Here is a 24526-nt window from a genome sequence, read left to right as displayed (position 1 = left end):
CCGCAAAACTCACCACTTCAGTACGTGTGTGAAGCGCCGGTACCCACAGTTAGGAATCTTCTTCCACATGGATCACAACTCGGAAGCGAGCGCAGCTTCGCTCGGAAAAATGAAGCTCGCCGAACTTCAGGCCCTAGCGGCTCAGCGCGGCATCAAGGGCACTTCGCGTATGCGCAAGGCCCAGATCATCGAGGCCATCTCGGGATCAACCGCATCACAGTCCGCTCCCGCAGAGAAAAGCGCTCCGGCCGCGGAGTCGCAGCCGAAGTCAGCACCGCGCAGCGCGGATGAAACCCCGGCGCAGACTCGCTCTCCCCGTCGTGCAGAGCGGTCCCAGAAGCCTGCCGAGTCGGTTACCGACGCGGTGAATGCGGCACTTGATGTGCGAGCAGCAGTAGCTGAGGACCTCGCTGAGACCCGAGGTCGTCGCGGACGTCAGGGGCAAGACGGTCAGCAGCGTCGTGACGGCGGACGTCAGGACACCTCTTCGTCGGATCGTGAGGTCCCGGCATCAGGCTCGGATCACGCCGTAGGTTCCCTGGATGAGATCGCACTTCCCGAGGGCGGAGAAGCGGGTCGCAACAGGAACCGGCGGGACCGTAACTCACGCCGCCGCGGTCGCGACCGAAACCAGGGTCCGTCCCAGGGACAGGGCCAGCAGCGTCAGGATCGAAACGAACGCAGCCAGGCCCGAGAAGAGGCGCCAGAGACCGGTGATGACACAGCGCTGATCCCGATTGCCGGCATCGTTGACATTCAGTCAAACCACGCCTTCGTCCGTACCTCCGGATACCTTCCCGGTCCGAATGATGTCTACGTCACCCTGGGTAACGCCCGTCGCTGGGGCCTGCGCAGGGGCGATGCTGTTGTCGGAGCTGTTCGTCCGGCACGTCAGACCTCTGATCGTGGTGGCCGTGGCAACCAGAACCAGAAGCACAACGCCCTTGTTCGGGTTGATTCCGTCAATGGAATGACCATTGAGCAGGCTATGGAGCGTCGTGAGTTTGGCAAACTGACCCCCGAGTACCCGCGTGAGCAGCTGCGGATGGAGACCACGCCGAAGGCTCTGACCTCGCGGATGATCGACATGGTTGCCCCGATCGGTAAGGGCCAGCGAGGCCTCATCGTTTCACCGCCCAAGGCCGGTAAGACGATGATCATCCAGCAGATCGCCAAGGCGATTGAGATTAACAACCCGAATGTTCACCTGATGGTGGTTCTGGTTGATGAGCGTCCAGAAGAGGTCACCGATATGCGTTCGATCGTCAAGGGTGAGGTTATTGCCTCGACCTTCGATCGACCCGCGTCTGATCACACCACGGTTGCCGAGCTGGCCATTGAGCGCGCTAAGCGCCTGGTTGAGCTGGGGCAGGATGTTGTCGTCCTGCTGGACTCGATCACGCGCCTGTCGCGGGCCTACAACCTCGCTGCCCCTGCTTCGGGGCGAATCCTTTCCGGTGGCGTTGACGCCGCAGCTCTCTACCCGCCCAAGAAGTTCTTTGGTGCGGCGCGGAACCTGCGTGAGGGCGGTTCGCTGACGATCATTGCCTCCGCGCTGGTAGAGACCGGCTCGAAGATGGATGAGGTCATCTTCGAAGAGTTCAAGGGCACCGGCAACATGGAGCTTCGCCTTTCACGTCAGCTGGCTGATCGCCGTATCTTCCCGGCCATTGACATCAACGCTTCGGGCACCAGGCGCGAAGAGCTGCTGCTCAAGCCTGAGGAGCTGGCGATCATGTGGAAGCTGCGTCGTGCGCTCGGCAGCCTGGATCAGGCTCAGGCACTGGAGACGGTGCTTGGCAAGCTGAAAGAGACCTCGTCGAACGCCGAGTTCCTCATGCTTGTTTCAAGGACAACTTCCGGCGATTAGCTACCCTGCGTCCCTGCGTGCGTGATCTCACGGCCCCAACAGGGGCTGCGGGGTAGACCACGGAGGGATTAAGGTGACAGACTTACCTACTGGTTCCGGTTCACCGTGATATTCGCAAGGGAATGTCGTGGACCCGGGGCGGAAAACTTGAGGAGACATCATGAAGCAGGGTATTCACCCCGAATACGTGGAGACCACGGTGACCTGCACCTGTGGCAATGAGTTCACGACTCGCTCCACGGTGGCCGACGGCACCATGCGTGTCGATGTGTGTTCAGAGTGCCACCCGTTCTACACGGGTAAGCAGAAGATTCTGGACTCCGGTGGGCGCGTTGCCCGCTTCGAAGCACGTTACGGCAAGAAGGCCGACAAGAAGTAGCGGATGTGTAGAGCGCCGGCGAACTGGTTCGTCGGCGCTCACTCATACTCACTTCACTTCTAACAACGGAGAACCCCGTGTCAACACACCCGAGCCTAGAGGCAGTTGCCCCCCTTATTGAGGAGTACCACGACCTCGAGAAGCAACTGTCAGATCCGGCCCTGCATTCGAACCAGGCCCGTGCTCGTCAAGTGGGACGCCGCTACGCAGAGCTGGGACGCATCGTCAAACTTGCTAACGCGCTTGCCGCCCTTGATGAAGATCTCGAAACTGCTCAGGACCTGGCAGAGGAGGATCCCGACTTTGCCGAAGAGGTGACGGCACTCTCTGAGCAGCGTGAAGCAGCGCTGAAGGACCTGGTGGCCGTTCTGGCTCCCAGGGACCCCGACGACGCCTCCGATGTCATCATTGAGATCAAGGCCGGTGAAGGAGGGGATGAGGCCGCACTATTCGCCGCCGACCTCGCACGCATGTACATGCGCTTCGCCGATAACAAGGGATGGACTTCAACCGAGCTGTCCACGACCCATACGGGCCTCGGAGGGTACAAGGAAATCACACTGGCGATTCGCGCCAAAGGCAACCCGACCCCAGATGAAGGGGTGTGGAACTTTCTTAAGTACGAGGGTGGAGTACACCGGGTGCAGCGAGTTCCTGTCACCGAGTCGCAGGGGCGTATCCATACCTCCGCGGTCGGCGTCATGGTTATGCCTGAGGTCGAAGAGGATGACACCGTAGAGATCGATATGAATGATCTGCGCATTGACGTCTATCGTTCCTCCGGCCCCGGTGGGCAGTCCGTGAACACCACCGATTCTGCCGTTCGTATCACCCACCTTCCCACGGGCATCGTGGTGTCCATGCAGAATGAAAAGTCGCAGCTTCAGAACAAGGATGCGGCTCTGCGGGTCCTTAGGGCACGACTGATTGCGGAAGCTCGCGCTCAGCGTGAGGCCGAGGCCTCGGAGAAGCGCCTCAGCCAGGTCCGCAGCATGGACCGATCTGAGAGAATCCGTACCTACAACTTCCCTGAGAACCGCATTGCGGACCACCGCACCGGTTTCAAGGCCTACAACCTTGACCATGTTCTCGAGGGGAACCTGGATGATGTTATCGACTCTGCGATCGCTGCCGATGAGGCCGTGCGCCTTGAGTCTGCGGGTCAGTAGTATCTTTGACACCCGCCGATAGGGACCCGGAGTTCTCATTCTTCGTTAGTCGAGTTGCCGGCCGGGGGACTGCAAGTGTTCCGGTCGAGACACTGATGAAGTGGGGGAGCCAAGAGCTGACGAGGGTGGGGCTGCCTCCGGTTGAGGCACGCTGGCTCCTTGAGTGGGCCCTTGGCGTTGACACGCTGATCACCGCACCCCCTGAGGCGGGGATACGTGCTGCAGAAAAGTACCGCAGCGCCATCGCTCAACGTAGGGCCAGGGTTCCGTTTCAGCACATTACGGGGCAGATGCATTTTCGCTACCTCACCCTGAAGGCTGGTCCCGGGGTGTTTGTGGTCCGTCCTGAGACGGAGATGATCGTTGACCTTGCCCTGGATGCCCTCGGTGAGGGCGAACGCGTCGTGGCGGATCTTTGCTCAGGCTCCGGCGCTATTGGGTTGGCTCTAGCCAGTGAGCGCAGTCAGACCAATGTGACCCTGGTCGAACTCGATCCCGGTGCGGCCAGGTTCCTGAACGCAAATGTCCGTGTCACTGCCACTCTCCTCAGAGGATCTTCGATCCGTGTCGAGATTGGTGATGCGACCCGCGCCCTCGTTGGTGAGGAGGGCACGTTTGACCTCATCGCCTCAAACCCACCCTACGTGGGTGTGGCAGATGCCCCAACACAGCCTGAAGCCCAGGTGGACCCAGAGATCGCGCTTTATGGTGGAGGGGAAGATGGTCTGGTGACACCCCGCGGCATTGTCAACAGGGCGTTCGCTCTGCTCAAGCAGGGGGGAACGCTGCTTATGGAACATGGTGAGGGACAGGGACCTGCACTCACGGACCAGGCTTCAAGCGTTGGTTTCATCGACTCGATAACCATTAATGATCTGGCCGGGAAGCCAAGGTTCCTCAAGGCGACCAAAGCATAGAAGGGGGAGACATGGCCGTTTACAGGGACGTTGCACCACTGTTCAACCGGGGTGAAAACGACCTTCCGGAAGAGGTCGCCTCGCGGCTGCTCGATGCCGTGGGGCGTGGAGAGCTAGTTGTGCTACCTACCGACACGGTCTATGGCATTGGCGCGGACCCGTTCTCCTCCCTTGCCGTCATGCGCCTCCTCGGAGCAAAGGGCCGCGATAACAGCATGCCGCCCCCGGTTTTGGGAGCCTTTACCGAGGAGCTTCTTGGGCTCTGTAAGTTCACCTCGCTCGAGCAGCGTGATGTGGTGACAGCACTTGCGGATGCCTTCTGGCCCGGGCCCCTAACCATCATTGCTCCCGCGGCTGTTCAGTTCGGCTGGGATGGCAGCTCTGTGGGGGATACGATCGCCGTCCGCATGCCCCAGTCAGAGCTTGCGCTCTCCGCCCTCCAGATGACAGGACCCCTGGCTGTCACCTCAGCTAACCGGACGGGGTTCCCACCCTCGGAAACTGTTGAGGAGGCCCACGAGTACTTTGGTAGCGAAGTTGCCGTCTACGTCGATGGGGGACCCTCTCCGCTGGGGCAGGCTTCCACCATCGTTGACTGCACCGGTGCAACTCCGCGTTTGATTCGCGCGGGTGCGATTACCCTGAAGCAGATACAAGAGCTGTTAAAGTCAATCTAAGTCCGGGCGACCGTGGTTGCTCGGGTACCCATATCAGTGGAGAGGGTGGGGTCTGGTAGTGCGCGTTTACCTGCTGGTTCTTCTGACCGCCCTCGCGGTGACACTCATCCTCACCCCCGTGGTGCGCAGGCTCGCCCTCAGCCTGAACATCCTCACCCCGCTTCGGGCCCGCGACGTTCACGCGCACCCCATCCCCAGGCTCGGCGGTCTCGCAATGACGGGCGGGATCCTCGCAGCCTTTGTCCTCGGCTACTCCATTCCCTACCTGCGACCCATCTATGATTCCTCCCCCACACTCTGGTCCGTTGCCCTGGGGGCAATAGCAATCGCCCTTCTAGGTGCCGTGGATGACATCTGGGAGCTGGACTGGCTCACCAAACTGACGGGCCAGATCCTCATTGCCGGGGGCATGGCAATCGGGGGAGTGCAGCTGATCAGCATTCCCATCTTCGGGGTTACGGTCGGTTCGGCGTGGCTGTCGGTTCTTGTCTCAACGCTGATTCTGGTGGCCATCATCAATGCCGTGAACTTCGTCGACGGACTCGACGGCTTGGCCGCCGGGGTAATTGCCATCGGTTCCCTGTCGTTCTTTGCCTACTCCTACACCCTGACTCGACTGATGGGGGCGACCTCCTATGCCACAGCGGCGGCGGTCGTCACAGTGGCTCTCGCGGGGGCGTGTATTGCTTTTCTCTGGTTTAACTGGCACCCGGCCTCGATTTTCATGGGGGATTCCGGTGCGATGGTGCTCGGCCTCATGCTGGGTTCGGCGACCATCATCGTCACCGGCCAGGTGAACCCGGGCCTGCTTGCTGAGCAGTCTGTGGTCACCCCCTGGGTTCCGGTGATTCTGCCGCTCGCGGTGCTTCTCATTCCCATTTCCGACCTTGTCATCACACCTTTGCTGCGAATGGTCCACGGCAAGAGCCCCATGACAGCCGATCGCACCCACCTCCACGACCGCCTGCTCCAACACGGGCATTCTCACCGCGGCGTTGTGTTGATCCTCTACGCGTGGACAACCTGGGCCTGCGTGGTTGCGGTTTCCTTTGTACTCCTGCCGGCTGTGATCGTTCTGGCCTGGGCGATACCACTCGCGGTCCTCGTCATTCTTGCCACCGCCTTCCAGTTCCCTGGATCCAGCCGTTCCCGCAGACGTGTTCGAGGGGCCGGAGTGCCGGGGGGCACGGTTGCGACGGACGACGGGCAGACGGTTATTGCGAGGCCGAACCTTGACTCTCGCTGGCTTCCACTGGCGCCGGGGCGCCAGGATGAAAGAAGGAAAGAATGACACGTTCGCTGCAGGTGCGCCGGGGAGTAGAACGACTGAAGACCGGCCTGATCTACGGAGCCGGTGGACTGGTTGTGCTCGGGGTGGGCCTCGGCTTGCTCATGCCCGGGTCCCCCTGGCTGTCGGTAATCATCGGGGTTGTGATCGGAGCCGTGATGCTTGCGACCTCGTGGTTCACCACATCGAAGACGGTTGCCGCAGTGGAGCCCTCCGTGGTGTGGATCGCCCTCGACTTTGGAATCAAGGTTGTCGTGACGGTGGTGGCGCTGGTGGCGGCAAAGAACTTTGAACAGCTGGACGTGACTGTTGTGGCGATCCTTCTGATCGCCGCGATCGCCATCAGTTCCATCGTTCAGGTGCTGGCCTTTGCCCCGAGGAAACGGCAGGCGGTCCCCACAGAGACTGAAAACTAGTCTGCAAGGGTTCTGGAAATGACGTCCTCATCGGGAATGAAGAGGATTTCCCTTTGCTCTGACAAGATCTTGACGAAGCCCGGTTCGGTTTCAAGGACGTAACCGTTGATGATCCCGTCGGTGGTTTCAATGTATTCTTCGCTGACCCACGGAGTGTCAATTGTGGCGGCGATAGAGACGAGGGCGAGTGCTAGTGCGCCTCCGACGTGTGCGCCAAACCTGGCTATGTCCCGGTTCCAACCGACGTGCTTGACAACTTTGGAAAAGATTACAAGCACAATTGACGCGGTTGCTGCGGCAATGGCCACCCACCACATTCCCATGGTTCGAACCAGAACATAGACCATGGCGATGAGGGCGACGATAAGGAAGGCATTTTTGATGCGGCTCCGCGTCACCTTGTGGGAGGCCAGCCAGTAGTCGCGGAACAGTGCCAGCGGCAGTGCCACGATGATGAGCAGCCCGGTGAGGGTGGGACGCTCGAAAAGGGTGCCCACCAGGATCGAAACAGAATCGTTGAACTCGAATGACTCGGCGAGAGCCGCGGCGACACTCCAGTCCCACCAGGCCACAGCAAAGATCCGCAGGAAAATCAGCAGGGTCACCAGACCGGCGGTAAGACCCACCTCGCTCGCCGGGGCGAACCAGGGGTCTCGTCTTTCAGAATCCTCTTCGCCCTCCGCGGTTCCAGCAGCGACGTCAGGCTGGTTCGTAGCTTTGCTATCTGCCTGTTGGCTCACATGTTCTCCTGTTGACTCGGTCACCTGCAGCACCAGATGTTCCATGCCACTGCGGGAAACAGTTGTATTAGAGAGTTCTATCACGACTTCTTTTCAGGTCCCAGATTCTGAATCGGACTGATAGCATGAGGTTCGTCGTGATGCACCGTCACCCGACTGAAAAGGTACAGCCTTCACTGGTGAAGGCGCGACTAACTGGAGGTACGCTCTGACCACGTCAACTGTGGCCGCGCAGGCGCGTGAAAAAGCGTCCGATGTTACACCCACCCACAAGGAACCCAGCAGGGCTGGTCGTCCGGTTTGGTGGTGGGTTGGCCTCGTTCTACTCGTCGCTGTTGTAGCAGTAACGATCTACCCGGGTGTTCTTGCGCCGTTTGGTGATGCAAATCCAGATGTGCACAGTCCAGGAATGGCTGATTTCTTCCCAGAGGCAGTCATCTGGGAGGGGACTGCGTTTGAGCTCAATCGCCTGGTGCTAGCCAGGATCATCGCAGCCCTGGTTGTCGCCCTGATCTTCACGATTACGGCCATCGGCTTGAAGTTGCGACCTTCGCGCGGGCAGGTCCTCATCGAAATGGGCGTGTCTTTCGTTCGTGACAACATAGGCATTGAACTACTGGGAACGCGCCGTGGTAAGCGCTACGGAGCAGTCCTCGCCTTCATTTTCTTCGGCGTTCTGGGAATGAACCTCACAGGCATCCTTCCGGGTGTCAACATCGCGGCGTCCTCGGTTATGTCGGTCCCGCTTGTGTTCGCTGTGATCTCCTATGTCACCTTCGTCGGTGCCGGAATCAAGGCGCGCGGGGGTGTGAAGTTCTTCCGTGAACAGCTGTTCCCCCCGGGGATCCCCTGGCCGGTGTACTTCCTGCTGACACCTATCGAGGTCATCTCAACCTTTGTGGTTCGTCCTGTGACCCTAGCCATCCGTCTTCTAGCCAACATGATCGCCGGACACATGCTCCTGGCGCTGACCTACTTCGGCACCCAGGTGCTGCTGCTCGGTGTTGCAGCGATGGCCCCCCTCTCGGTTCTGACCCTCGCCTCCTCGGTGGTGGTCACGTTGTTTGAGATCTTTGTGGCCGTCCTTCAGGCCTATGTTTTCACCGTTCTTACCGCCGTCTACATCAAGATGTCCGTAGAAGCCCACTAGTTTGTCCCGCAGGTAAAACTGCCAGTAATTAACCCAAAGGAAGAAACGATGACCGGTTCTATCACAATCCTCGGCTACGGCCTCGCAACCCTCGGCCCCGCCCTCGGTATTGGGCTGCTTGTCGCACACACTCAGGATGCAACAGCACGCCAGCCCGAGGTTGCAGGTCGCCTGTTCACCAACATGATCATCGGTGCATCCCTTGTTGAGGCTCTGGCCCTGATCGGCTTCGTTCTGGCGTTCATCGTCTAATGCTGTTCGCTTTCTCCGTTCCAGCACAGAACCCAGACGTGCCCGTCGTGGGTGGCCTTGATGTCTTGATACCACCGGTATATGAGATCTTCTGGTCTGCGCTGATCATCCTTGGGCTTTGGCTCGTGCTTGGAAAGGCACTTCCCAAGATCTACGCGATGCTTGATGAGCGTCGGGAGCAGATTGATGCCGGCCTCGATGCCGCCGATAGGGCACACGAGGATGCCTCCCTGGCGAAGCGAGAGCGTGAAGAAGTTCTGCGCCTTGCCCAGGAAGAAGCCAAGGGAATCCGCGATGACGCACAGAAGGATGCCGGACGTATCGTCGCCCAGGCGCGCCACGAGGCACAGGTGGACGCCCAGAGAATCACCGATGCTGCCAAGCGCCAGATCGCAGCGGAACGCACTGCTGCGGCAGTGGCTCTGCGCCAGGATGTCGGTACTCTCGCAACACAGTTGGCCGAACGCATCGTCGGTGAACAGTTGACGGATGAGGCGCTTTCTCAGCGTGTCATCGACCGCTTCATGAATGATGTTGAGGCGGACCTGAACACCAACACCATTGGAGTAGATGCCTGATGGGCGCTGAACAGCAGTCAAACCTTAAAGCCGCGCGCGGGCTTCTCAGCCAGGAGATCAGCAAGGGTCCTCAGGGTGAAGAAGTTGGCCGTGACCTCTTCGGGGTCTATGACGTGCTGAGTGCCAACAAGCAACTTCTGCGTGGTCTAACAGATCCCGGCCGCGGCGCGGAAGCTCGAGCTGGGCTTGCAGCCAAGGTTTTCGCCGGCAAGGTCTGCCCCACTGCAGCGCACGTTATAGAGCTGATGGCGCGTCAGCACTGGGGCCACCCAGAGGAGCTCACCTCCACGGTCCGGGAGCTGGGGATGGACGCCTATGTCCTCGCTGAAGACTACGAAGGACTCCCTGAACTCAGCCAGCAGCTGGTGGATGCCTACGCGCTCATCGCGGGCAATCGGGATCTGCGCATTGAACTCTCTGATATCGGTCAGGGAGATCCGAGGGAGCGCGCCGAGCTGGCTGAGCGGATCTTTGAGGGACACGTCAGCCCTATTGCGACCAAGCTGATCAAGCGAGCCGCACACGATGTGCGCTACGGCCACCTTGTGCAGTTGCTCCGGCGCATGGCTGCGCGTGCCTCCGATATGAACGGTCGAATGCTCGTGGTCTGCACGACCGCGAAGCCCCTCACTAAGGCACAGGCAACCAGGATGGCTTCTCTTGCTGAGAGAAAGTGGGGACGGCCGGTCGACCTGGCTCAGATTGTCAATCCGGACCTCGTGGGGGGTTTCCGCCTTGATTCTGGCCAGGAGGCAATCGACACCTCCATCCGCAGTGACATCCGCCTGGCACGGTTGGCACTCACAAAGTAAGCCCGCCTCTGACACATGACTTGGATAACTAAGCGAGTAGGAATGATCAATGACTGATCTTGGGATTCGTCCGGAAGATATTCGGGCCGCACTGGACTCATACATTGAGTCTTTTACACCGGTGGATGCCAGCACTGAAGAGGTCGGTCACGTTACCGAAACCGCTGACGGCATCGCACAGGTTGAGGGCCTGCCCGGCGCAATGGCTAACGAACTTCTGAAGTTCCAGGATGGAACGCTCGGCCTTGCGATGAACCTGGAGCCGACCAAGATAGGTACCGTTATCCTCGGTGACTTCTCGGGCATCGAAGAGGGCCAGGAAGTGCGCCGCACCGGAGAGGTTCTCTCCGTGGCTGTCGGTGATGGCTACCTGGGAAGAGTCGTTGACCCGATGGGTCAGCCAATCGACGGTCTTGGGGAGATCACGGACCTGGTGGGCCGACGTGCCCTTGAACTGCAGGCACCGGGCGTCATGGCGCGCAAGTCGGTTCACGAACCCCTGCAGACGGGCCTGAAGGCAATCGACTCAATGATCCCGATTGGTCGGGGCCAGCGACAGTTGATCATTGGCGACCGTCAGACCGGCAAGACAGCCATTGCGATCGACACCATCCTGAACCAGAAGGCCAACTGGGAGAGTGGAGACGTCAAGAAGCAGGTTCGCTGCATCTACGTCGCGGTCGGACAGAAGGCTTCAACCATCGCAGCTGTCAAGAAGACCCTGTCTGACGCGGGTGCCATGGAGTACACGACGATAGTCGCCTCGCCGGCCTCAGACCCCGCTGGCTTCAAGTACCTTGCGCCCTACACGGGTTCCGCTATTGGACAGCACTGGATGTACGACGGAAAGCACGTCCTCATCGTCTTTGATGACCTTTCCAAGCAGGCTGAGGCCTACCGCGCTGTCTCCCTCCTGCTGCGTCGCCCGCCGGGCCGTGAGGCATACCCGGGCGATGTCTTCTACCTGCACTCCCGTCTTCTGGAGCGCTGCGCCAAGCTCTCGGATGAGCTCGGAGGTGGCTCAATGACCGGCCTTCCGATCATTGAGACCAAGGCTAACGACGTCTCGGCGTACATTCCGACGAACGTCATTTCGATCACTGACGGGCAGATCTTCCTACAGTCCGACCTCTTCAACTCCAACCAGCGTCCCGCAGTTGACGTGGGCGTGTCGGTGTCCCGTGTCGGTGGTGACGCGCAGATCAAGGCCATGAAGAAGGTGGCGGGCACACTAAAGCTGACACTGGCGCAGTATCGCTCCATGGCTTCGTTTGCCATGTTCGCTTCGGACCTCGATGCAACGACCCGTCAGCAGCTGACACGAGGTGAGCACATGATGGAGCTGCTCAAGCAGTCCCAGAGCTCCCCGATGAACGTTGAGGACCAGGTTGCTGTCATCTGGGCCGGCACTAACGGTTACCTTGATGACCTGGAGCTTTCCGAGGTCTTCCCGTTCCAGAACGGCCTGCTCGATCACCTGAAGGCCCACACGGAGATCCTCACGAAGATCGCCACCACAGGTGTCCTTGATGATGCACTTGAGGGCGATCTGAAGAGGGCGGTTGAGGAGTACCACAGGCTGTTCGTTGTTTCTGAACGTGGCACCGATGTCGGTGATGTTGAGGCTGAGCGCACGCAGGAAGAGATTGTTCGTCCTCGCGCCGGCGCTAAGAGGGACTAGGTATGGGTGGCCAGCAGAGGATTTACAAGCAGAAGATCCGCGCCACTGAGACCCTCGAAAAGGTCTTTAGGGCGATGGAGATGATTGCTGCTTCCCGTATCGGGGCGGCGCGTGCGCGCGCCGTTGAGGCGGATCCTTACACGCGCGCCCTCACCAAGGCTGTCGCCGCGGTGGCCGTTCACTCTGATATTCGTCACCCTCTGACCCGGGAACGCACGGATACCCACCGCGTCGCGGTTCTTGCGATCTCCTCTGATCGTGGTCTGGCAGGCTCCTACTCCGCGACCATCCTCCGAGAGACTTCGCGCCTGATCGAAGAGCTCCATGAGGCGGGTAAGGAACCGGTGCTCTTCACCTCCGGTAAGCGTGCCGCCCAGTACTTCCGATTTAGGGGCGTGCCGATTGAGAAGGCCTGGGAGGGCGATTCCGATCGACCGACCGAAGAGCGGATGTACGAGATCGGGGACACCCTGCTGCAGTACTTCCTTGACCCGGATCCCAAGGTTGGGGTTTCGGCAGTTGAGGTGGTCTTTACCAGGTTTGTCTCGATGGTCCGCCAGGTCCCAGAGATTCGGCAGGTCGTTCCCCTTCGAGTCGTCGATGCGCCAGTTGCTGAGGGCGACGACGAGGGCGAGCTGGGATTTGGCCCAGACGGCATGGGTTTCCCTGAGTATGAGTTCATTCCCGGAGTAGAGAGCGTCCTCAACATGCTCCTTCCCCGCTACGTCACAAACAGGATTGCCACTGCAATGGTTCAGTCAGCTGCTTCGGAGCTGGCTGCCAGGCAGCAGGCAATGCACACGGCAACAGAGAACGCCGGAGACTTGATCACCGATTACACCCGTCTTGCCAATGCTGCACGACAGGGTGAGATCACCCAGGAAATTAGCGAAATCGTCTCGGGTGCAGACGCTCTTTCGCAGGCTAACTAAACAGCACGGATTGGCCCCCGTGGCCGTGGAAAGAGACAGTGATGACAGACGAAATGACCAAACCCGCTGAGGGTAGAGTCGCTCGCGTTGTGGGCCCGGTTGTTGACGTTGAGTTCCCCCCGGACGCAGTTCCCGCGCTCTACAACGCACTGCTCGTAGACCTGGATCTGCGTGGTCAGGGTGAGGGCGAAGGCCGCATGACCCTGACGCTAGAGGTTGCCCAGCACCTCGGCGACAACATGGTTCGCACCATTGCGCTAAAGCCGACTGATGGCCTGGTGCGAGGCGCACCTGTTACCGACACCGGAAGCCCAATCACGATTCCTGTCGGTGAGGTCACCAAGGGGCACGTTTTCAATGTGACCGGCGAGTGCCTCAACCTTGAGAAGGATGAGGTTCTTGATATCAAAGAGCGCTGGTCCATTCACCGGGATGCTCCTTCCTTTGACCAGCTCGAGGGCCAGGAGAAGATGTTCGAGACGGGGATCAAGGTTATCGACCTGCTGACCCCGTACGTTCAGGGTGGAAAGATCGGTCTCTTTGGCGGTGCGGGTGTCGGTAAGACAGTCCTCATCCAGGAGATGATTCAGCGGGTGGCCCTCGACCACGGTGGTGTTTCCGTCTTCGCCGGTGTTGGTGAGCGTACCCGTGAGGGTAACGACCTCATCCATGAGATGGAAGAGGCCGGCGTCATGGAAAAGACCGCACTGGTCTTCGGCCAGATGGATGAGCCACCAGGCACGCGTCTTCGTGTGGCACTGACGGGCCTGACGATGGCGGAGTACTTCCGCGATGTGCAGCACCAGGACGTTTTGCTCTTCATCGATAACATCTTCCGTTTCACCCAGGCGGGTTCAGAGGTATCGACCCTGCTGGGGCGTATGCCTTCAGCTGTGGGTTACCAGCCGAACCTGGCCGATGAGATGGGCATGCTGCAGGAGCGTATTACCTCGGCGGGGGGCCACTCGATCACCTCGCTGCAGGCCATTTACGTCCCGGCGGATGACTACACCGACCCCGCTCCGGCCACCACGTTTGCGCACCTGGACGCCACCACCGAGCTGTCACGTGAGATTGCTTCCCGTGGTCTCTACCCGGCCGTGGACCCGCTGACATCGACCTCGCGCCTCCTTGACCCGAAGCACGTGGGCCAGGAACACTACGATGTGGCGACTCGCGTCAAGTCGATCCTGCAGAAGAACAAGGAACTTCAGGACATCATCGCCATCCTTGGTGTCGATGAGCTTTCTGAAGAGGATAAGGTCACGGTTGCCCGGGCCCGCCGCATCCAGCAGTTCCTCTCGCAGAACACCTACATGGCAGAGAAGTTCACCGGAATTCCCGGATCGACGGTTCCGCTGTCCGAGACGATTGAGGCGTTCAAGCGCATCGCCGACGGCTACTACGACCACATTCCAGAGCAGGCTTTCTTCAACATCGGCGGCATCGATGACCTCGAGCGTCGTTGGAAGGAAATTCAGGCCGGTGAGTGAGGCTAAACTTAGCGTCGAAGTTGTCTCTCGGCTGTCTCCGCTTTGGAAGGGAATGGCGACCTATGTTTCCATTCCCGCTGTTGATGGGCGGTTGGGCATACTGAAGGGGCGCCAGCCCATCCTGGCCGTGCTCGAACCTGGCACGGTCGAGATTGATGCGGATAACGGCAACAAGGTTACGGTTGCAATCAGCGGTGGTTTTGCGTCGGTTGACTCAGACTTTGTGACTATTGTTGCCGAAGGCGGAGATGTAACTTCCAGCCAGCACTGAGCCACGTAGTCACGGGAGGTATGGGATGTCCATCTCGACGGTTCTGCTTCTCGTGCTGGCTTCGGTGGTCGGTTTGGCTCTCTTGCTGGTGGCCTACCTTGCTTTGCGCGCGGCGATTCTCGTGGGGCGCAAAGCATCGTTCGGCGCCTGGGTGATCTCACCGGATGAGGACCAGTGGATTCGGGGGATTGCACTCTACGGGCAGGTCAACCTGGCCTGGTTCAGGCTAGCCAGTGTGAAGACACAGGCTGACCTGCTGCTGCACCGGACCCAACTGGAAGTTCTCGGTGGCCCAAGCCGTTCTCGAGATCAAAATTATATTGTCATCAAACTGCGTTCACCGGAGGGTGTCTATACTTTTGCCCTCTCCGAGGGAGATGCAGCCGGACTTATCTCCTGGGTTAACTCAGCTCCTCCGGGGATGAGTCGATCGACGGGGACCCTTCGAAAGTAAGATTCAGGTTGAGCTGGTAAGGAGATCGGTTTGCGACTGGTAATTGCCGATTGCTCGGTTGATTACTCGGGGCGCCTTGACGCTCACCTTCCCAGGGCCAAGAGGCTTCTTATGCTGAAGTCCGATGGATCCATCCTGGTGCACTCCGACGGGGGTTCCTACAAACCGCTCAACTGGATGACTGCACCCTGTGTCCTCACCGAACGTGACCCGAACGACGAGGAAGTCGAAATGGGGGTCCGACACGTCTGGCAGGTTGAGCCCACGAAGACGGACGGGCAGCTCCTGATTCGGATCTTTGAGAAGTTTGCTGAGATCAATGAGGAGCTGGGGGAGGATCCGGGCCTGCGCAAAGACGGGGTAGAGGCTCACCTTCAGGCTCTCCTAGCCGAGCAGGTCGAGCCGATCCTAGGGTTTGGCTGGACCCTGCATAGCCGTGAGCATCCGACACCGATTGGCCCGGTCGACCTCATGGTTTATGACCCTGCGGGTAAACCCGTAGCGATCGAGGTCAAGCGGCGTGGGGGGATCGACGGAGTCGAGCAGCTCACCAGGTACCTGGACCTCCTCGGTCGGGAAGAACGCTACCGCAGGATCCGAGGGATCTTTGCTGCCCAGGAGATAGCCCCCCAGGCCCGTACGCTGGCGGAAGACAGGGGCATAGAGTGCCTCGTTCTCGACTACGCAGCCATGCGAGGACTGGATAACATAGAGGATCGACTCTTCTAGCTATATGGATCAGCTCGACGTTAGACTCGATAAGCCTCACAAGAAGGTAGATACACATGAGTGACAGCCACCTGCTCACCGGGCACGTTGTTCTTTCAGATAACACCATCCCCCAGGGCGCCGTCGCCATCGAGGACGGACTGATCGCCTGGGTTGGACCCCTGGTCGATCTTCCGCAGCGCTACGCAGCGTTGAAACCCGAAGACTCAGGTAACAGCAGCTACCTACTGCCCGGTTTCGTCGATGTTCACAACCATGGCGGAGGGGGCGCTTCTTTCCCGGACTCGACGTCAATCGAGGACGTTCGCACCGCGGCTAATGAGCACCTGAAGAACGGCACCACCACCCTGATTGCCTCACTGGTGACCGCTGCACTTCCCGTTCTTGAAGAGCGCGCCGGTCTTCTGGCAGATGCGGTTGAACAGGGTGTCATCGCGGGCATTCACTACGAGGGACCCTTCCTGTCTGAAGCTCGCTGTGGGGCACAGAACCCCGCCTACCTGGTCCCGGCGACCCCCGCTGCGGCGCAGAAGTTGGTTGAGGCCGCTCGCGGGTACGCGGTGTCTATTACCCTGGCCCCTGAAATGTGCCTCGGTGAGGACGGTCGGGAGGCTGTGCAGATCCTGGTTGACGGGGGTATCCTGCCCTCCTGGGGTCACTCTGACTGCACGATCTCGCAGGCTAATGAGGCCATTGACATGGGAGAGAAGTTACTTCACGCAGCTCCCATTCGGGGTGGCAAGGCGACTGTCACCCACCTCTTCAACGGCATGCCCCCCATGCATCACCGTGCGCCCGGCCCAATTCCCGCGATGCTGGCCGCTGCCCAGGAGGGGAGGATCATCGCCGAGATGATCTGCGACGGGGTCCACATTGACCCGCTCCTTGTTCGAGAGAGTGCCCAGATCGTCGGTCGTGACAACGCGGTCTTCGTCACAGATGCGATGGCTGCCGCCGGAATGGCTGATGGGAGCTACGTGCTCGGACCGAACGAAGTGACGGTTGCTGACGGCGTAGCTCGTTTGACTCACGGGGGTAACCTCGCCGGAGGAACCTCGCGCCTAATCGATCAGGTCCGCACCGCGGTGGAAGAGGGCGGTATTCCCCTGGTGGATGCCGTGTTCATGGCTTCGAAGCAAGGGGCCCGAGTCCTCGGGCTGACGGATCGAGGCGAGATTGCGCCAGGCCTTCGCGCCGATGTTGTTCTCGCTGACCGGGACTTCAACGTCGTGGCTGTCTACCGCGGCGGCGAGCTGGTCGGGGAGTAGCGGGCCCATCACGGGTATCGGTCGTATGGCTAAGTCACGAGGATCTCGCCGAGCCCAGTTGGGTCGGGAGCACCGTCCGCTCAACCTGGATGCCCTTCGCGGCGTCCGGCGCAGTGAGGCCGGGCCCGGTGGCGGGGATTACCAGGTGCAGTATGTTCGTGGCAGTGAGAAAGCCTATGTTTGTCCCGGGTGCCTGCAGCAGGTCTCTCCCGGAACCGAACATGTTGTCGTGTGGCCGGAAGAGGCAGCATTTGGGCACGCGCAGGGTGTGGAGGCCCGGCGGCACTGGCACCGCGAGTGCTGGCGGCGCAAACTACGCCCGCAGTGAGCAAACTCGGTGCCCCTGTTGAGGCGGGGACTCACGTTGCGACTGTTACATAAGTTAGATTTGAGGCTAACTGTGTTAAAGTGCTCGGTCTGACAGGGTGAACCTGGTCTACCCTTGAGTAATCCAGTGATTTGGGAGGTTATCGGTCGTGAGCAAGATAAAGCGCTATTCCCTGCCGATCGTACTGGGCATTATTGCTCTCGCGCTGACGGTAGTGGGCATCCTGGGACTGACTGTCTGGAAGCCCGCCCAGCAGGTTCAAGCTACCTATGAGGGCAATCAGCCGCTGGTAATGACCCGCGCCGGCGTGCTCCCGCTGTACGCGGAGAAGGTCAACATCAAGGCCACGGCGGATCCAGACCAGGAGGTGTGGGTGGCTCTCGGCCTCCCCGAAGATGTCACCGCCTGGCTTCAAGATGAGCCGTATGACGAGATTGTGGGTCTGACGGACCTGCAAACCTTGAAGACGATTCCACACATCATCGACACAGAGGTTCAGTCGGGGGGCGAGGACGAAGCCGAGGAAGAGGTTGCCGAGCAGGCTCAGTCGGGGGATTCTCCCACAAGCCCCCTGAGCTCCGATATGTGGGTGGCCGAAAAGTTCGGTCGCGGAAGCGTCAGCCTCACCATCACCGGGGATGAGCTGGGTATGTCCATCCTCGCCGCTACGGATGGTGTAGGAGCCGCCCCCTCGATCACACTGACCTGGGAGACCCCCCAGCCCAACACCACCGCCACGATCGCCTTTATTGCCGCCGGGGTGGTGGCAGTAGTCGCGCTAATCCTTGCCCTTGCCCTGGTTGGTTCGCGCAGACGCAGGGTCCAGCGGTCAGAGGAGATCCGCACCCTTGATGAGCGGGCTTCAACTGAAACCACCGAAATCGCGGTGATCGATCCCAATGCTGAGGTTGTCGAGCAGCAAGTCGGCGCAGGCACACCCGCTGAGGAAGTGCCTGTCGAGGTTGATGTAGCGGATGAGGGCGACGAAGTTGCCGAACCTATTGAGGCCGAAGATGTTGCTAAGGACGAGACGGATCCGATCGCCGGAGAAGTAGTGGCCGTGGAAACTCCCGAGCAGCTTGAGGAACCCGAGGTAGAGGAGCAGCCGGAGAATGCGAAGAGCGAGTCCAATGAGACTCGTGACGGCCTTCGAACCGAGACGGTGACCACTGACTCCGGGATGATGAACCTTGCCGCACTACAGGCAGGGGGAGGCGCATTCCCAACACGTCGCGCCCTTCGTGACGCGCAGAAGCGAGGTGTCAGCCGCCTGGTGGTTGGGGATAGAGAGTTCTCGACCGAAAATGCTCGTGCCAAGAGGTCTTCGACCCCAGACGAGGTGCTCAGTGAGCGTTCGCTTCGCCCGGGGAAGTGGAACCAGGCCATGGGGCAGCAGGACAAGTAGGTGGGGGCATCATCCTCGCCAACCGCGAACGCAATCTGGAAACGGAGAAAGTCATGAAGCGGTCCACAGCAGCATTCTTAACCTTTGGCGCGGCAGCTGCCCTCGTTCTGGCCGGTTGCTCCCAGCCAGTCCTCGAGGTGGAGGGGCCCCCTTCAGGGGCCCAGTCCGGCTCGCAGTCGGGGGCAAGTCAGTCGGGTGAAGCCGTCGATGAGGGAACCCTGACACTGTCGGCGGACCAGGTCCAGCGCATTGTTTCCGAAATCCAGGCCGACCTCGACGCCTCGGTTGAAGCTAAGGACACGGCGGTGCTTGAGAACAGGGTGACGAACCCTGCTCTCAAACTGCGTGAGGGACAGTTTGTCAGAGCGGCTAAGACAGAGACCGCGATCCCGGAGCTGGTGCTGCCAACTGAGCTTCACTCGGCCACGGTGGGTAACTCATGGCCGAGGATCCTCCTGGTCGCTTCGAATGCCTCGGGCGATAAGCCGGCTGAGGTTTACTTCATTACCCAACAGGAAGCCAAAGCCCAGTACAAGTTGGAGAACTGGACCCGCCTCGTTGGGGGTACCTCGGTGCGGGGGGTCGGCGTTCGCGACGGCTCCAAGGTCCTTGAGGCCGATGCGGCTGGGCTCACCATGACCCCCGCCAGCGTCCTCACCACCTACATCAACCATCTCAACAGCCCGGACAACGAAGAGTACTCGGTGTTTGAGGACAATGTGTTTGGGCCTCGCTACCGTGAGGAACTGAAGGCCGTCAACGAGGCGGTCAAGGTGGCAGGGAATGTGGCTGCTACGGCGAAAGAGGGCGACTACCCGATCATGGGCGTTTCGCTCGAACAGGGGCAGGCTCTGGTCTCAGCTGCGTTCAACTACTCCATGACCTACAACCGAACCGTGCCGGGCTCGACCTTCGAGATGGCGGGGACCCCGGCGGCCTACCTTGACGACAAGAATGTCATCGGCTCGGTGACCGTGAACTACCTAGTGAGCATCTTCTTCCTGGTTCCCGACGAGGATTCGGATGCGAAGATTTCTGTTGTCGGTTCCGAGCGGGTCATCACGGGTGTCGACCGGGATGACACCGAACCAACCGAGTAACCCAGTCAGGATTTTTCAGCACAATCAAAGTGAGGAGACACGGTGAGTAGCGCAGCGTCAGGTGATTTCGGCGGCGTGGATCTTTCGCACATGGTGCCGACTCAGGGCGGTGGTTTGCCCCCGGCGGTTCCGCAGCAAACCTCAGACTCAACCCGGGTTGAAGCGCCCCTGGTCGTCGAGGTCAATGCTGAGACCTTTGAGACCCAGATGGCCCTGTCCCAGCAGGTGCCGGTCATTTTGGTCCTTTACAGTCCGAGCCAGCTGGCATCGAAGCAAACACTTGAGGCTCTTGAGAACCTTGCACGCTGGGATGCCGGTGCATTCCAGTTGGCGAAGGTGAACGTAGAAGAGAACCCTCAGCTGGCAGCGGCGTTCCAGGCGCAGACGGTTCCGGCGGCATTCGGTATCCTTGGCCGCCGTCCCATTCCCCTTTTCGAGGGGGCTGCTTCCCCGGCCCAGGCGTCAGAGATTGTTACCGAAATGCTGGCAGTTGCCCCGCAGATGGGCGTGACGGGACGTCTATCGGTCTCTGAGGAGGCCGCTGAGACACCGATGCCAGAGGAACACCGTGCTGCACGCGAGGCCGAGGCGGAGGGAAACTGGGCTGGAGCCGTGAAGGCTTGGAAGAAGGTCCTCGACAAGAACCCCGCGGACAAGGAAGCCAAGTTGGCGCTGGCACGCGCCAAGTTTGAACGCAGGTTTGAGGCCGCGCAGGCAGAGGGCAAAGACTCGGAGGGAAGTTCTCCCACCGCGACGGCCGACCGCCTCTTCGCTGCCGGTGACGAAGCAGGGGCTTTCGACATCCTCTTGGAGGCACTGACCGCCTCGACTGACGGGGACGAAAAAGAGAAGCTACGCAAGCAGCTGGTCGGCCTGTTCCCCATTGCCACGGACCAGGATGCCCTAGGTTCGGCGCGAACCCGCCTGGCCACCCACCTCATGGTTTAGCCTAAAGAACTGAGTAGAACAGTAGGGGGTCTCGGCAGTTAGTTGCCGAGACCCCCTACTTCGTGGAAGAACTACTTTTTCACCGGGCGCAGGAAGGTTGCACCGAGCGGAGGAACCGTCAGCGAGACCGAATGGTCGCGGTTGTTCCAGTGCAACTCTTCAGCGCGGAGAAGGTTCGGGTTGGTGACCCCGGAGCCGCCGTAAGCCAGGTCGTCAGAGTTGAGGACCTCTTCCCACTCTCCGCCGAATGGAAGTCCCACGCGATAGTGCTCGTGAGGGTTACCGGCGAAGTTGAGCACGCAGACCAGGTACTCGGTCTCGCCCTCAGCATTCTTGCCCTGGCGCAGGTAGGAAATGACGTTGTTGTCAGCATCGCCTGCATCAACCCACTCGAAGCCCGTGTAGTCGTCATCCCACATAGCGGGGGAGGAGGTGTAGACGCGGTTGAGGTCCCGAACCAGACGGGCCACTCCCTGGTGCTCAGGGTTGTCGAGGAGCCACCAGTCAAGGCTGTAGGACTCGCTCCACTCACCTTCCTGAGCAAACTCCTGTCCCATGAACAGGAGCTGCTTGCCGGGGTGGGACCACTGGTAGGCATAGAGTGCGCGGGTGTTGGCAAGCTTCTGCCACTTGTCGCCCGGCATCTTGGCGATAATCGAACCCTTACCGTGAACGACCTCATCGTGAGACAGCGGCAGAATAAAGTTTTCTGAGAAGGCGTAAACCAGGGAGAATGTCAGCTCACCGTGGTGCCAGCGCCGGTTGACAGGATCCTCAGACATGTAACGCAGGGTGTCGTTCATCCATCCCATGTTCCACTTGAGGCCGTAGCCGAGGCCGCCCCCCGAGGTCACCGCGGTGACCCCGGGCCAGGCAGTCGATTCTTCCGCGATCATGACCACTCCGGGGTAACGGCGGTATGCGGTCGCGTTAGTCTCCTGGATGAACTGGATCGCCTCCAGGTTCTCCCGACCACCGAACTGGTTGGGGCGCCACTCGCCCTCCTTACGGGAGTAGTCCAAGTAGAGCATCGAGGCAACGGCATCTACGCGTAGTCCATCAATGTGGAACTCTTCGAACCAGTAGTTGGCGTTCGCCACCAGGAAGTTGCGGACCTCGTTGCGGCCGAAGTTGAAGACCAGGGTGCCCCAGTCGGGCTGCTCGCCCCGCATCGGGTCACCGTCCTCATACAGGGGGGTGCCATCGAAGCGAGCAAGGGCCCAGGAATCCTTGGGGAAGTGTGCGGGAACCCAGTCGAGGATGACACCGATGCCGGCCTGGTGAAGCCGATCGACAAGGTAGCGGAAGTCATCGGGGTAACCGAAGCGGGCTGTGGGGGCATAGTAGGAGGTGACCTGGTAGCCCCATGAGCCACCGAACGGGTGCTCCATAACCGGCATGAACTCGACGTGGGTGTACCCCATTTCGAGGAGGTAGGGAACCATCTCGTCTGCCAGCTCACGGTAGGAGAGGCCCTGCTTCCAGGAGCCAATGTGGCACTCGTAAATCGAAACCGGTCCCTCGTGGAAGTTGGTCCGGGCGCGCTTCTCAAGCCAGGCCTCATCCTCCCACTCGTAGTTGGACTCTGTGATCACAGAGGCGGTAGCTGGCGGGACCTCGGTGGCTCGAGCCATGGGGTCGGCCTTCTGGAACCAGTTCCCCTCGGGGCCTTGAATCTCGAACTTGTAGCGGGCCCCGATCTGCACCTCGGGGATGAACAGTTCCCAGATGCCGGAGGAGCCCAGGGAGCGCATGGCGGAACCGGCTCCATCCCAGTAGTTGAAGTCACCGACCACACGAACAGCACGGGCGTTGGGTGCCCACACTGCAAACGCGACTCCGTTGACTTCCCCGAGAGAGCCGTTGAGGTGCTTGCGATGGGCCCCGAGGGTGCGCCACAGCTCTTCGAGGCGACCCTCTGCGAAGAGGTGCTGATCCAGCTCTCCCACAAAGGGAAGGAAACGGTAGGGGTCATCGACCGTAGTCGAGGTTTCGCCGTAACGGATACGAAGTCTGTAGTCGGGCACCGTGTTACCTGGGAGGACTGCGACCCACACGCCGTTGTGTTCGTGGTCTGCCGCGTACTCACCGTCAGCTGTGACAACCGTGACCTCATCGGCGAGGTGACGGACGGTACGAATGGTCACCGATCCATCTTCGGGGTGGCCACCAAGAACTGAGTGGGGAGCGTGGTACTCACCCCGGGCGACTGCATCCAAGACGTCGGGGGATACGGAAACAGGCTGTTTAGTCATGGTTCAAGTCTCTCATTTTGGCTTTCTTATCGTGTGATTCTGCAAGTGCTTTCAGTGCGTCGAGGGGAACCGGAAGGTAGTCGGGTCGAAACTGCGCCTCATACTGAACCTCGTAGAGGGCCTTCTCGATCTGGAGGATCTCGAGGGCTGCGACATCGGTGTCGAGGAGCTCCCTGTACGAACCATAGCCCTCAAGGAAGGCCTGCTGCGCGCGTCTGGTCCAACCCTCGATGTCAGGGTCAACCTGTGCTCTGCGCCAGGCGTAGTCAAACGACCGCAGCATCCCCGCAACATCGCGTACGGCCACGTCTGGAACCGAACGGGTAGCAATGTCCTTGAGGGGTTCCCCCTCGAAGTCGAGGACGTACCAGGATCCATCTGGAGTACGCAGGGTCTGTCCCAGGTGCAGATCGCCGTGGATGCGCTGGGTAGCCAGCGGCGCCCCCTGATGTTCCGAGGCGTCGTCGAGGATACGGGCCAGATCCCCGGCTAGGTCGGAGCCCACGACCAGGCCGCCATAGCCCTCTTGGGTCACGGCCTCAAGTGCCTCTTCGACCCGGGAGGTAAGGGTGGTGGGAGATAGGGAAACCGAAAGCCCCAGCTGCTTTGCCAAACCGTCGTGCATCTCAGCGGTGAGGATCCCGAGGCGGTAGGCCTCCCCGCTTGGGTCGGCGCCCTCGGAGGCGAACTTAACGAAGAGGTCAAACCCATCGGTGGCGCCACTGAGCATTTCTGAGACCACCGCCGAGCAGTAGCTGCCAGCGGAGTGGGAGTCCAACTGCGGCAGATACCAGGTCGCGTACATCGTGGGAACCCCCGCGAACTGAGATCGGGTGAGGGCTTCGGGAAGTTCAACCTCGGGGTGTGAGCCGGGGTGGAGAACACGGAAGACCTTGGCAATCAGCAGGGTTGGTCCGCCCGCAAGAATCACGGAGGTGTTGGACTGCTCCATACCCAGGGGGCGCACCCGCGTGGCAGCCCGAAGCAGCTCCTCTCTGGTTCCCTTGAGAACCGTGGCGGCTTTGGCCCAGCCCTTCCAGAACACCGGCTCAACCGATCCGTCCCGGAGGTTCCACAGTTCTGTGGTTCCGATGGTGGCGCTGTCTTCGCCCGACTGTCCTCTCTGAGATCGCTCCCCAGCAAGGAGAGGGACCTGGAGAATCGGCCCCGCAGGCCCCATGGCAACGACAAGGAGGAGGGCCCTGGTCGCGGGCGGCTCGGCCATCTTGGTTCCCAGCCACCAGGCCGCCAAGACACGGACTTCGTCCCTGCTCCCTCCGGCCTCCGAAGTTGCAGGCAGGGTGGGGCACCAGCGCTGCCTGCACACCCAGGGCCAGACGGCTCGAAGCACTTCGTTCGCATTTTCTGCGCCCAGTGCCTCAACCTCGTTGTTGATCACCGCTGTCATCGCGTC

Annotated in this window: 25 protein-coding genes; 22 read left to right on the top strand and 3 right to left on the bottom strand. The window is 60.3% G+C overall.

What is annotated here, in order from left to right:
• The first annotated feature begins 109 nt into the window (after window positions 1–109).
• The 7 genes from rho (at window position 110) to CS903_RS00790 (ending at window position 6716) form a co-directional block, all read left to right on the top strand.
• Entirely contained in the window at window positions 110–1870 is a 1761-nt protein-coding gene (gene rho, locus CS903_RS00820) for a transcription termination factor Rho (protein WP_370737633.1), read from the top strand.
• Between the two features lie 160 nt (window positions 1871–2030).
• Window positions 2031–2249 (top strand): 50S ribosomal protein L31, encoded by a 219-nt coding sequence (gene rpmE, locus CS903_RS00815; protein WP_099331653.1) that lies wholly within the window; start codon window positions 2031–2033, stop codon window positions 2247–2249.
• A gap of 77 nt (window positions 2250–2326) precedes the next feature.
• Window positions 2327–3418, top strand: coding sequence for a peptide chain release factor 1 (prfA, locus tag CS903_RS00810; protein ID WP_099331652.1), 1092 nt, complete (start codon window positions 2327–2329; stop codon window positions 3416–3418).
• Window positions 3419–3423: 5 nt separating this feature from the next.
• A complete protein-coding gene (locus CS903_RS00805; protein WP_129587548.1) occupies window positions 3424–4335 on the top strand; it encodes a N5-glutamine methyltransferase family protein in 912 nt (303 codons plus the stop codon).
• Between the two features lie 11 nt (window positions 4336–4346).
• Window positions 4347–5012 (top strand): L-threonylcarbamoyladenylate synthase, encoded by a 666-nt coding sequence (locus tag CS903_RS00800; protein WP_099331650.1) that lies wholly within the window; start codon window positions 4347–4349, stop codon window positions 5010–5012.
• A 58-nt stretch (window positions 5013–5070) separates the two neighbouring features.
• The gene (locus CS903_RS00795) at window positions 5071–6303 is read left to right on the top strand and encodes an MraY family glycosyltransferase (RefSeq protein ID WP_099331649.1); all 1233 of its coding nucleotides are present in this window, start codon (window positions 5071–5073) and stop codon (window positions 6301–6303) included.
• On the top strand, window positions 6300–6716 hold the full coding sequence (locus CS903_RS00790; protein ID WP_099331648.1) for a hypothetical protein: 417 nt from the start codon (window positions 6300–6302) through the stop codon (window positions 6714–6716). The genes CS903_RS00795 and CS903_RS00790 overlap by 4 nt, the downstream gene beginning before the upstream one ends.
• Here the strand turns inward: CS903_RS00790 and CS903_RS00785 are convergent.
• Window positions 6713–7456, bottom strand: a complete 744-nt coding sequence (locus CS903_RS00785; RefSeq protein ID WP_129587547.1) for a hypothetical protein — start codon at window positions 7454–7456, stop codon at window positions 6713–6715. The two genes, CS903_RS00790 and CS903_RS00785, sit on opposite strands and share 4 nt — an antisense overlap.
• Before the next feature lie 409 nt (window positions 7457–7865).
• Between CS903_RS00785 and atpB the strand changes: the two genes are divergently transcribed.
• The 15 genes from atpB to CS903_RS00710 all read left to right on the top strand — a co-directional run bounded on the left by atpB (window position 7866) and on the right by CS903_RS00710 (window position 20857).
• Window positions 7866–8606 carry a F0F1 ATP synthase subunit A gene (atpB, locus tag CS903_RS00780; RefSeq protein ID WP_242491682.1) on the top strand — a complete coding sequence of 247 codons (741 nt, stop codon included), beginning with the start codon at window positions 7866–7868 and terminating at the stop codon, window positions 8604–8606.
• A gap of 48 nt (window positions 8607–8654) precedes the next feature.
• A complete protein-coding gene (gene atpE, locus CS903_RS00775) occupies window positions 8655–8858 on the top strand; it encodes an ATP synthase F0 subunit C (protein ID WP_099331645.1) in 204 nt (67 codons plus the stop codon).
• A complete protein-coding gene (locus CS903_RS00770; RefSeq protein ID WP_099331644.1) occupies window positions 8858–9436 on the top strand; it encodes a F0F1 ATP synthase subunit B in 579 nt (192 codons plus the stop codon). Before atpE ends, CS903_RS00770 begins: the two co-directional genes overlap by 1 nt.
• Window positions 9436–10248: a F0F1 ATP synthase subunit delta gene (locus tag CS903_RS00765; protein WP_099331643.1), complete on the top strand. Its 813-nt coding sequence runs from the start codon at window positions 9436–9438 to the stop codon at window positions 10246–10248. The genes CS903_RS00770 and CS903_RS00765 overlap by 1 nt, the downstream gene beginning before the upstream one ends.
• 49 nt (window positions 10249–10297) lie before the next feature.
• The gene (gene atpA / locus CS903_RS00760) at window positions 10298–11929 is read left to right on the top strand and encodes a F0F1 ATP synthase subunit alpha (RefSeq protein ID WP_099331642.1); all 1632 of its coding nucleotides are present in this window, start codon (window positions 10298–10300) and stop codon (window positions 11927–11929) included.
• Between the two features lie 2 nt (window positions 11930–11931).
• Entirely contained in the window at window positions 11932–12861 is a 930-nt protein-coding gene (locus CS903_RS00755) for a F0F1 ATP synthase subunit gamma (RefSeq protein WP_099331641.1), read from the top strand.
• Between the two features lie 41 nt (window positions 12862–12902).
• Entirely contained in the window at window positions 12903–14354 is a 1452-nt protein-coding gene (atpD, locus tag CS903_RS00750) for a F0F1 ATP synthase subunit beta (RefSeq protein WP_099331640.1), read from the top strand.
• On the top strand, window positions 14347–14625 hold the full coding sequence (locus CS903_RS00745; RefSeq protein ID WP_242491681.1) for a F0F1 ATP synthase subunit epsilon: 279 nt from the start codon (window positions 14347–14349) through the stop codon (window positions 14623–14625). The genes atpD and CS903_RS00745 overlap by 8 nt, the downstream gene beginning before the upstream one ends.
• A 25-nt stretch (window positions 14626–14650) precedes the next feature.
• The gene (locus tag CS903_RS00740) at window positions 14651–15079 is read left to right on the top strand and encodes a DUF2550 family protein (RefSeq protein ID WP_099331638.1); all 429 of its coding nucleotides are present in this window, start codon (window positions 14651–14653) and stop codon (window positions 15077–15079) included.
• A gap of 30 nt (window positions 15080–15109) precedes the next feature.
• Window positions 15110–15808, top strand: a complete 699-nt coding sequence (gene nucS, locus CS903_RS00735; RefSeq protein ID WP_099331637.1) for an endonuclease NucS — start codon at window positions 15110–15112, stop codon at window positions 15806–15808.
• A gap of 56 nt (window positions 15809–15864) precedes the next feature.
• Window positions 15865–17076 carry an N-acetylglucosamine-6-phosphate deacetylase gene (nagA, locus tag CS903_RS00730; protein ID WP_099331636.1) on the top strand — a complete coding sequence of 404 codons (1212 nt, stop codon included), beginning with the start codon at window positions 15865–15867 and terminating at the stop codon, window positions 17074–17076.
• A 25-nt stretch (window positions 17077–17101) separates the two neighbouring features.
• Complete coding sequence (locus CS903_RS00725; RefSeq protein ID WP_306345665.1) at window positions 17102–17404, top strand: Rv1322 family protein; 303 nt, start codon at window positions 17102–17104, stop codon at window positions 17402–17404.
• Between the two features lie 148 nt (window positions 17405–17552).
• A complete protein-coding gene (locus CS903_RS00720; RefSeq protein WP_099331635.1) occupies window positions 17553–18809 on the top strand; it encodes a hypothetical protein in 1257 nt (418 codons plus the stop codon).
• Window positions 18810–18862: 53 nt separating this feature from the next.
• On the top strand, window positions 18863–19909 hold the full coding sequence (locus CS903_RS00715) for a hypothetical protein (RefSeq protein WP_099331634.1): 1047 nt from the start codon (window positions 18863–18865) through the stop codon (window positions 19907–19909).
• Between the two features lie 42 nt (window positions 19910–19951).
• Window positions 19952–20857, top strand: coding sequence for a tetratricopeptide repeat protein (locus CS903_RS00710; RefSeq protein ID WP_099331633.1), 906 nt, complete (start codon window positions 19952–19954; stop codon window positions 20855–20857).
• Window positions 20858–20928: 71 nt separating this feature from the next.
• Here CS903_RS00710 and glgB read toward each other — a convergent pair whose 3' ends face one another.
• Together glgB and CS903_RS00700 are read right to left on the bottom strand one after the other, a co-directional pair.
• On the bottom strand, window positions 20929–23112 hold the full coding sequence (glgB, locus tag CS903_RS00705; protein ID WP_099331632.1) for a 1,4-alpha-glucan branching protein GlgB: 2184 nt from the start codon (window positions 23110–23112) through the stop codon (window positions 20929–20931).
• Window positions 23105–24520, bottom strand: a complete 1416-nt coding sequence (locus CS903_RS00700; protein WP_099331631.1) for a phosphotransferase — start codon at window positions 24518–24520, stop codon at window positions 23105–23107. The genes glgB and CS903_RS00700 overlap by 8 nt, the downstream gene beginning before the upstream one ends.
• Window positions 24521–24526 lie beyond the last annotated feature (6 nt).

This window comes from Actinomyces minihominis (assembly GCF_900187855.1).
Classification (GTDB): domain Bacteria; phylum Actinomycetota; class Actinomycetes; order Actinomycetales; family Actinomycetaceae; genus Scrofimicrobium; species Scrofimicrobium minihominis.
The sequence above is the reverse complement of the archived record's forward strand: the minus strand, read 5'-3'. Positions and strand labels throughout refer to the sequence as shown.

Excerpts from the sequence above, each read along its gene's own strand:
- atpD (WP_099331640.1), top strand. The coding sequence starts at position 12,903 with ATGACAGACGAAATGACCAAACCCGCTGAGGGTAGAGTCGCTCGCGTT.
- rho (WP_370737633.1), top strand. The coding sequence starts at position 110 with ATGAAGCTCGCCGAACTTCAGGCCCTAGCGGCTCAGCGCGGCATCAAG.
- atpA (WP_099331642.1), top strand. The coding sequence starts at position 10,298 with ATGACTGATCTTGGGATTCGTCCGGAAGATATTCGGGCCGCACTGGAC.
- CS903_RS00725 (WP_306345665.1), top strand. The coding sequence starts at position 17,102 with ATGGCTAAGTCACGAGGATCTCGCCGAGCCCAGTTGGGTCGGGAGCAC.
- CS903_RS00700 (WP_099331631.1), bottom strand. The coding sequence starts at position 24,520 with ATGACAGCGGTGATCAACAACGAGGTTGAGGCACTGGGCGCAGAAAAT.
- glgB (WP_099331632.1), bottom strand. The coding sequence starts at position 23,112 with ATGACTAAACAGCCTGTTTCCGTATCCCCCGACGTCTTGGATGCAGTC.
- CS903_RS00770 (WP_099331644.1), top strand. The coding sequence starts at position 8,858 with ATGCTGTTCGCTTTCTCCGTTCCAGCACAGAACCCAGACGTGCCCGTC.
- nagA (WP_099331636.1), top strand. The coding sequence starts at position 15,865 with ATGAGTGACAGCCACCTGCTCACCGGGCACGTTGTTCTTTCAGATAAC.
- CS903_RS00765 (WP_099331643.1), top strand. The coding sequence starts at position 9,436 with ATGGGCGCTGAACAGCAGTCAAACCTTAAAGCCGCGCGCGGGCTTCTC.
- CS903_RS00715 (WP_099331634.1), top strand. The coding sequence starts at position 18,863 with ATGAAGCGGTCCACAGCAGCATTCTTAACCTTTGGCGCGGCAGCTGCC.
- atpB (WP_242491682.1), top strand. The coding sequence starts at position 7,866 with ATGGCTGATTTCTTCCCAGAGGCAGTCATCTGGGAGGGGACTGCGTTT.
- CS903_RS00790 (WP_099331648.1), top strand. The coding sequence starts at position 6,300 with ATGACACGTTCGCTGCAGGTGCGCCGGGGAGTAGAACGACTGAAGACC.
- CS903_RS00755 (WP_099331641.1), top strand. The coding sequence starts at position 11,932 with ATGGGTGGCCAGCAGAGGATTTACAAGCAGAAGATCCGCGCCACTGAG.
- atpE (WP_099331645.1), top strand. The coding sequence starts at position 8,655 with ATGACCGGTTCTATCACAATCCTCGGCTACGGCCTCGCAACCCTCGGC.
- CS903_RS00740 (WP_099331638.1), top strand. The coding sequence starts at position 14,651 with ATGTCCATCTCGACGGTTCTGCTTCTCGTGCTGGCTTCGGTGGTCGGT.
- CS903_RS00800 (WP_099331650.1), top strand. The coding sequence starts at position 4,347 with ATGGCCGTTTACAGGGACGTTGCACCACTGTTCAACCGGGGTGAAAAC.
- rpmE (WP_099331653.1), top strand. The coding sequence starts at position 2,031 with ATGAAGCAGGGTATTCACCCCGAATACGTGGAGACCACGGTGACCTGC.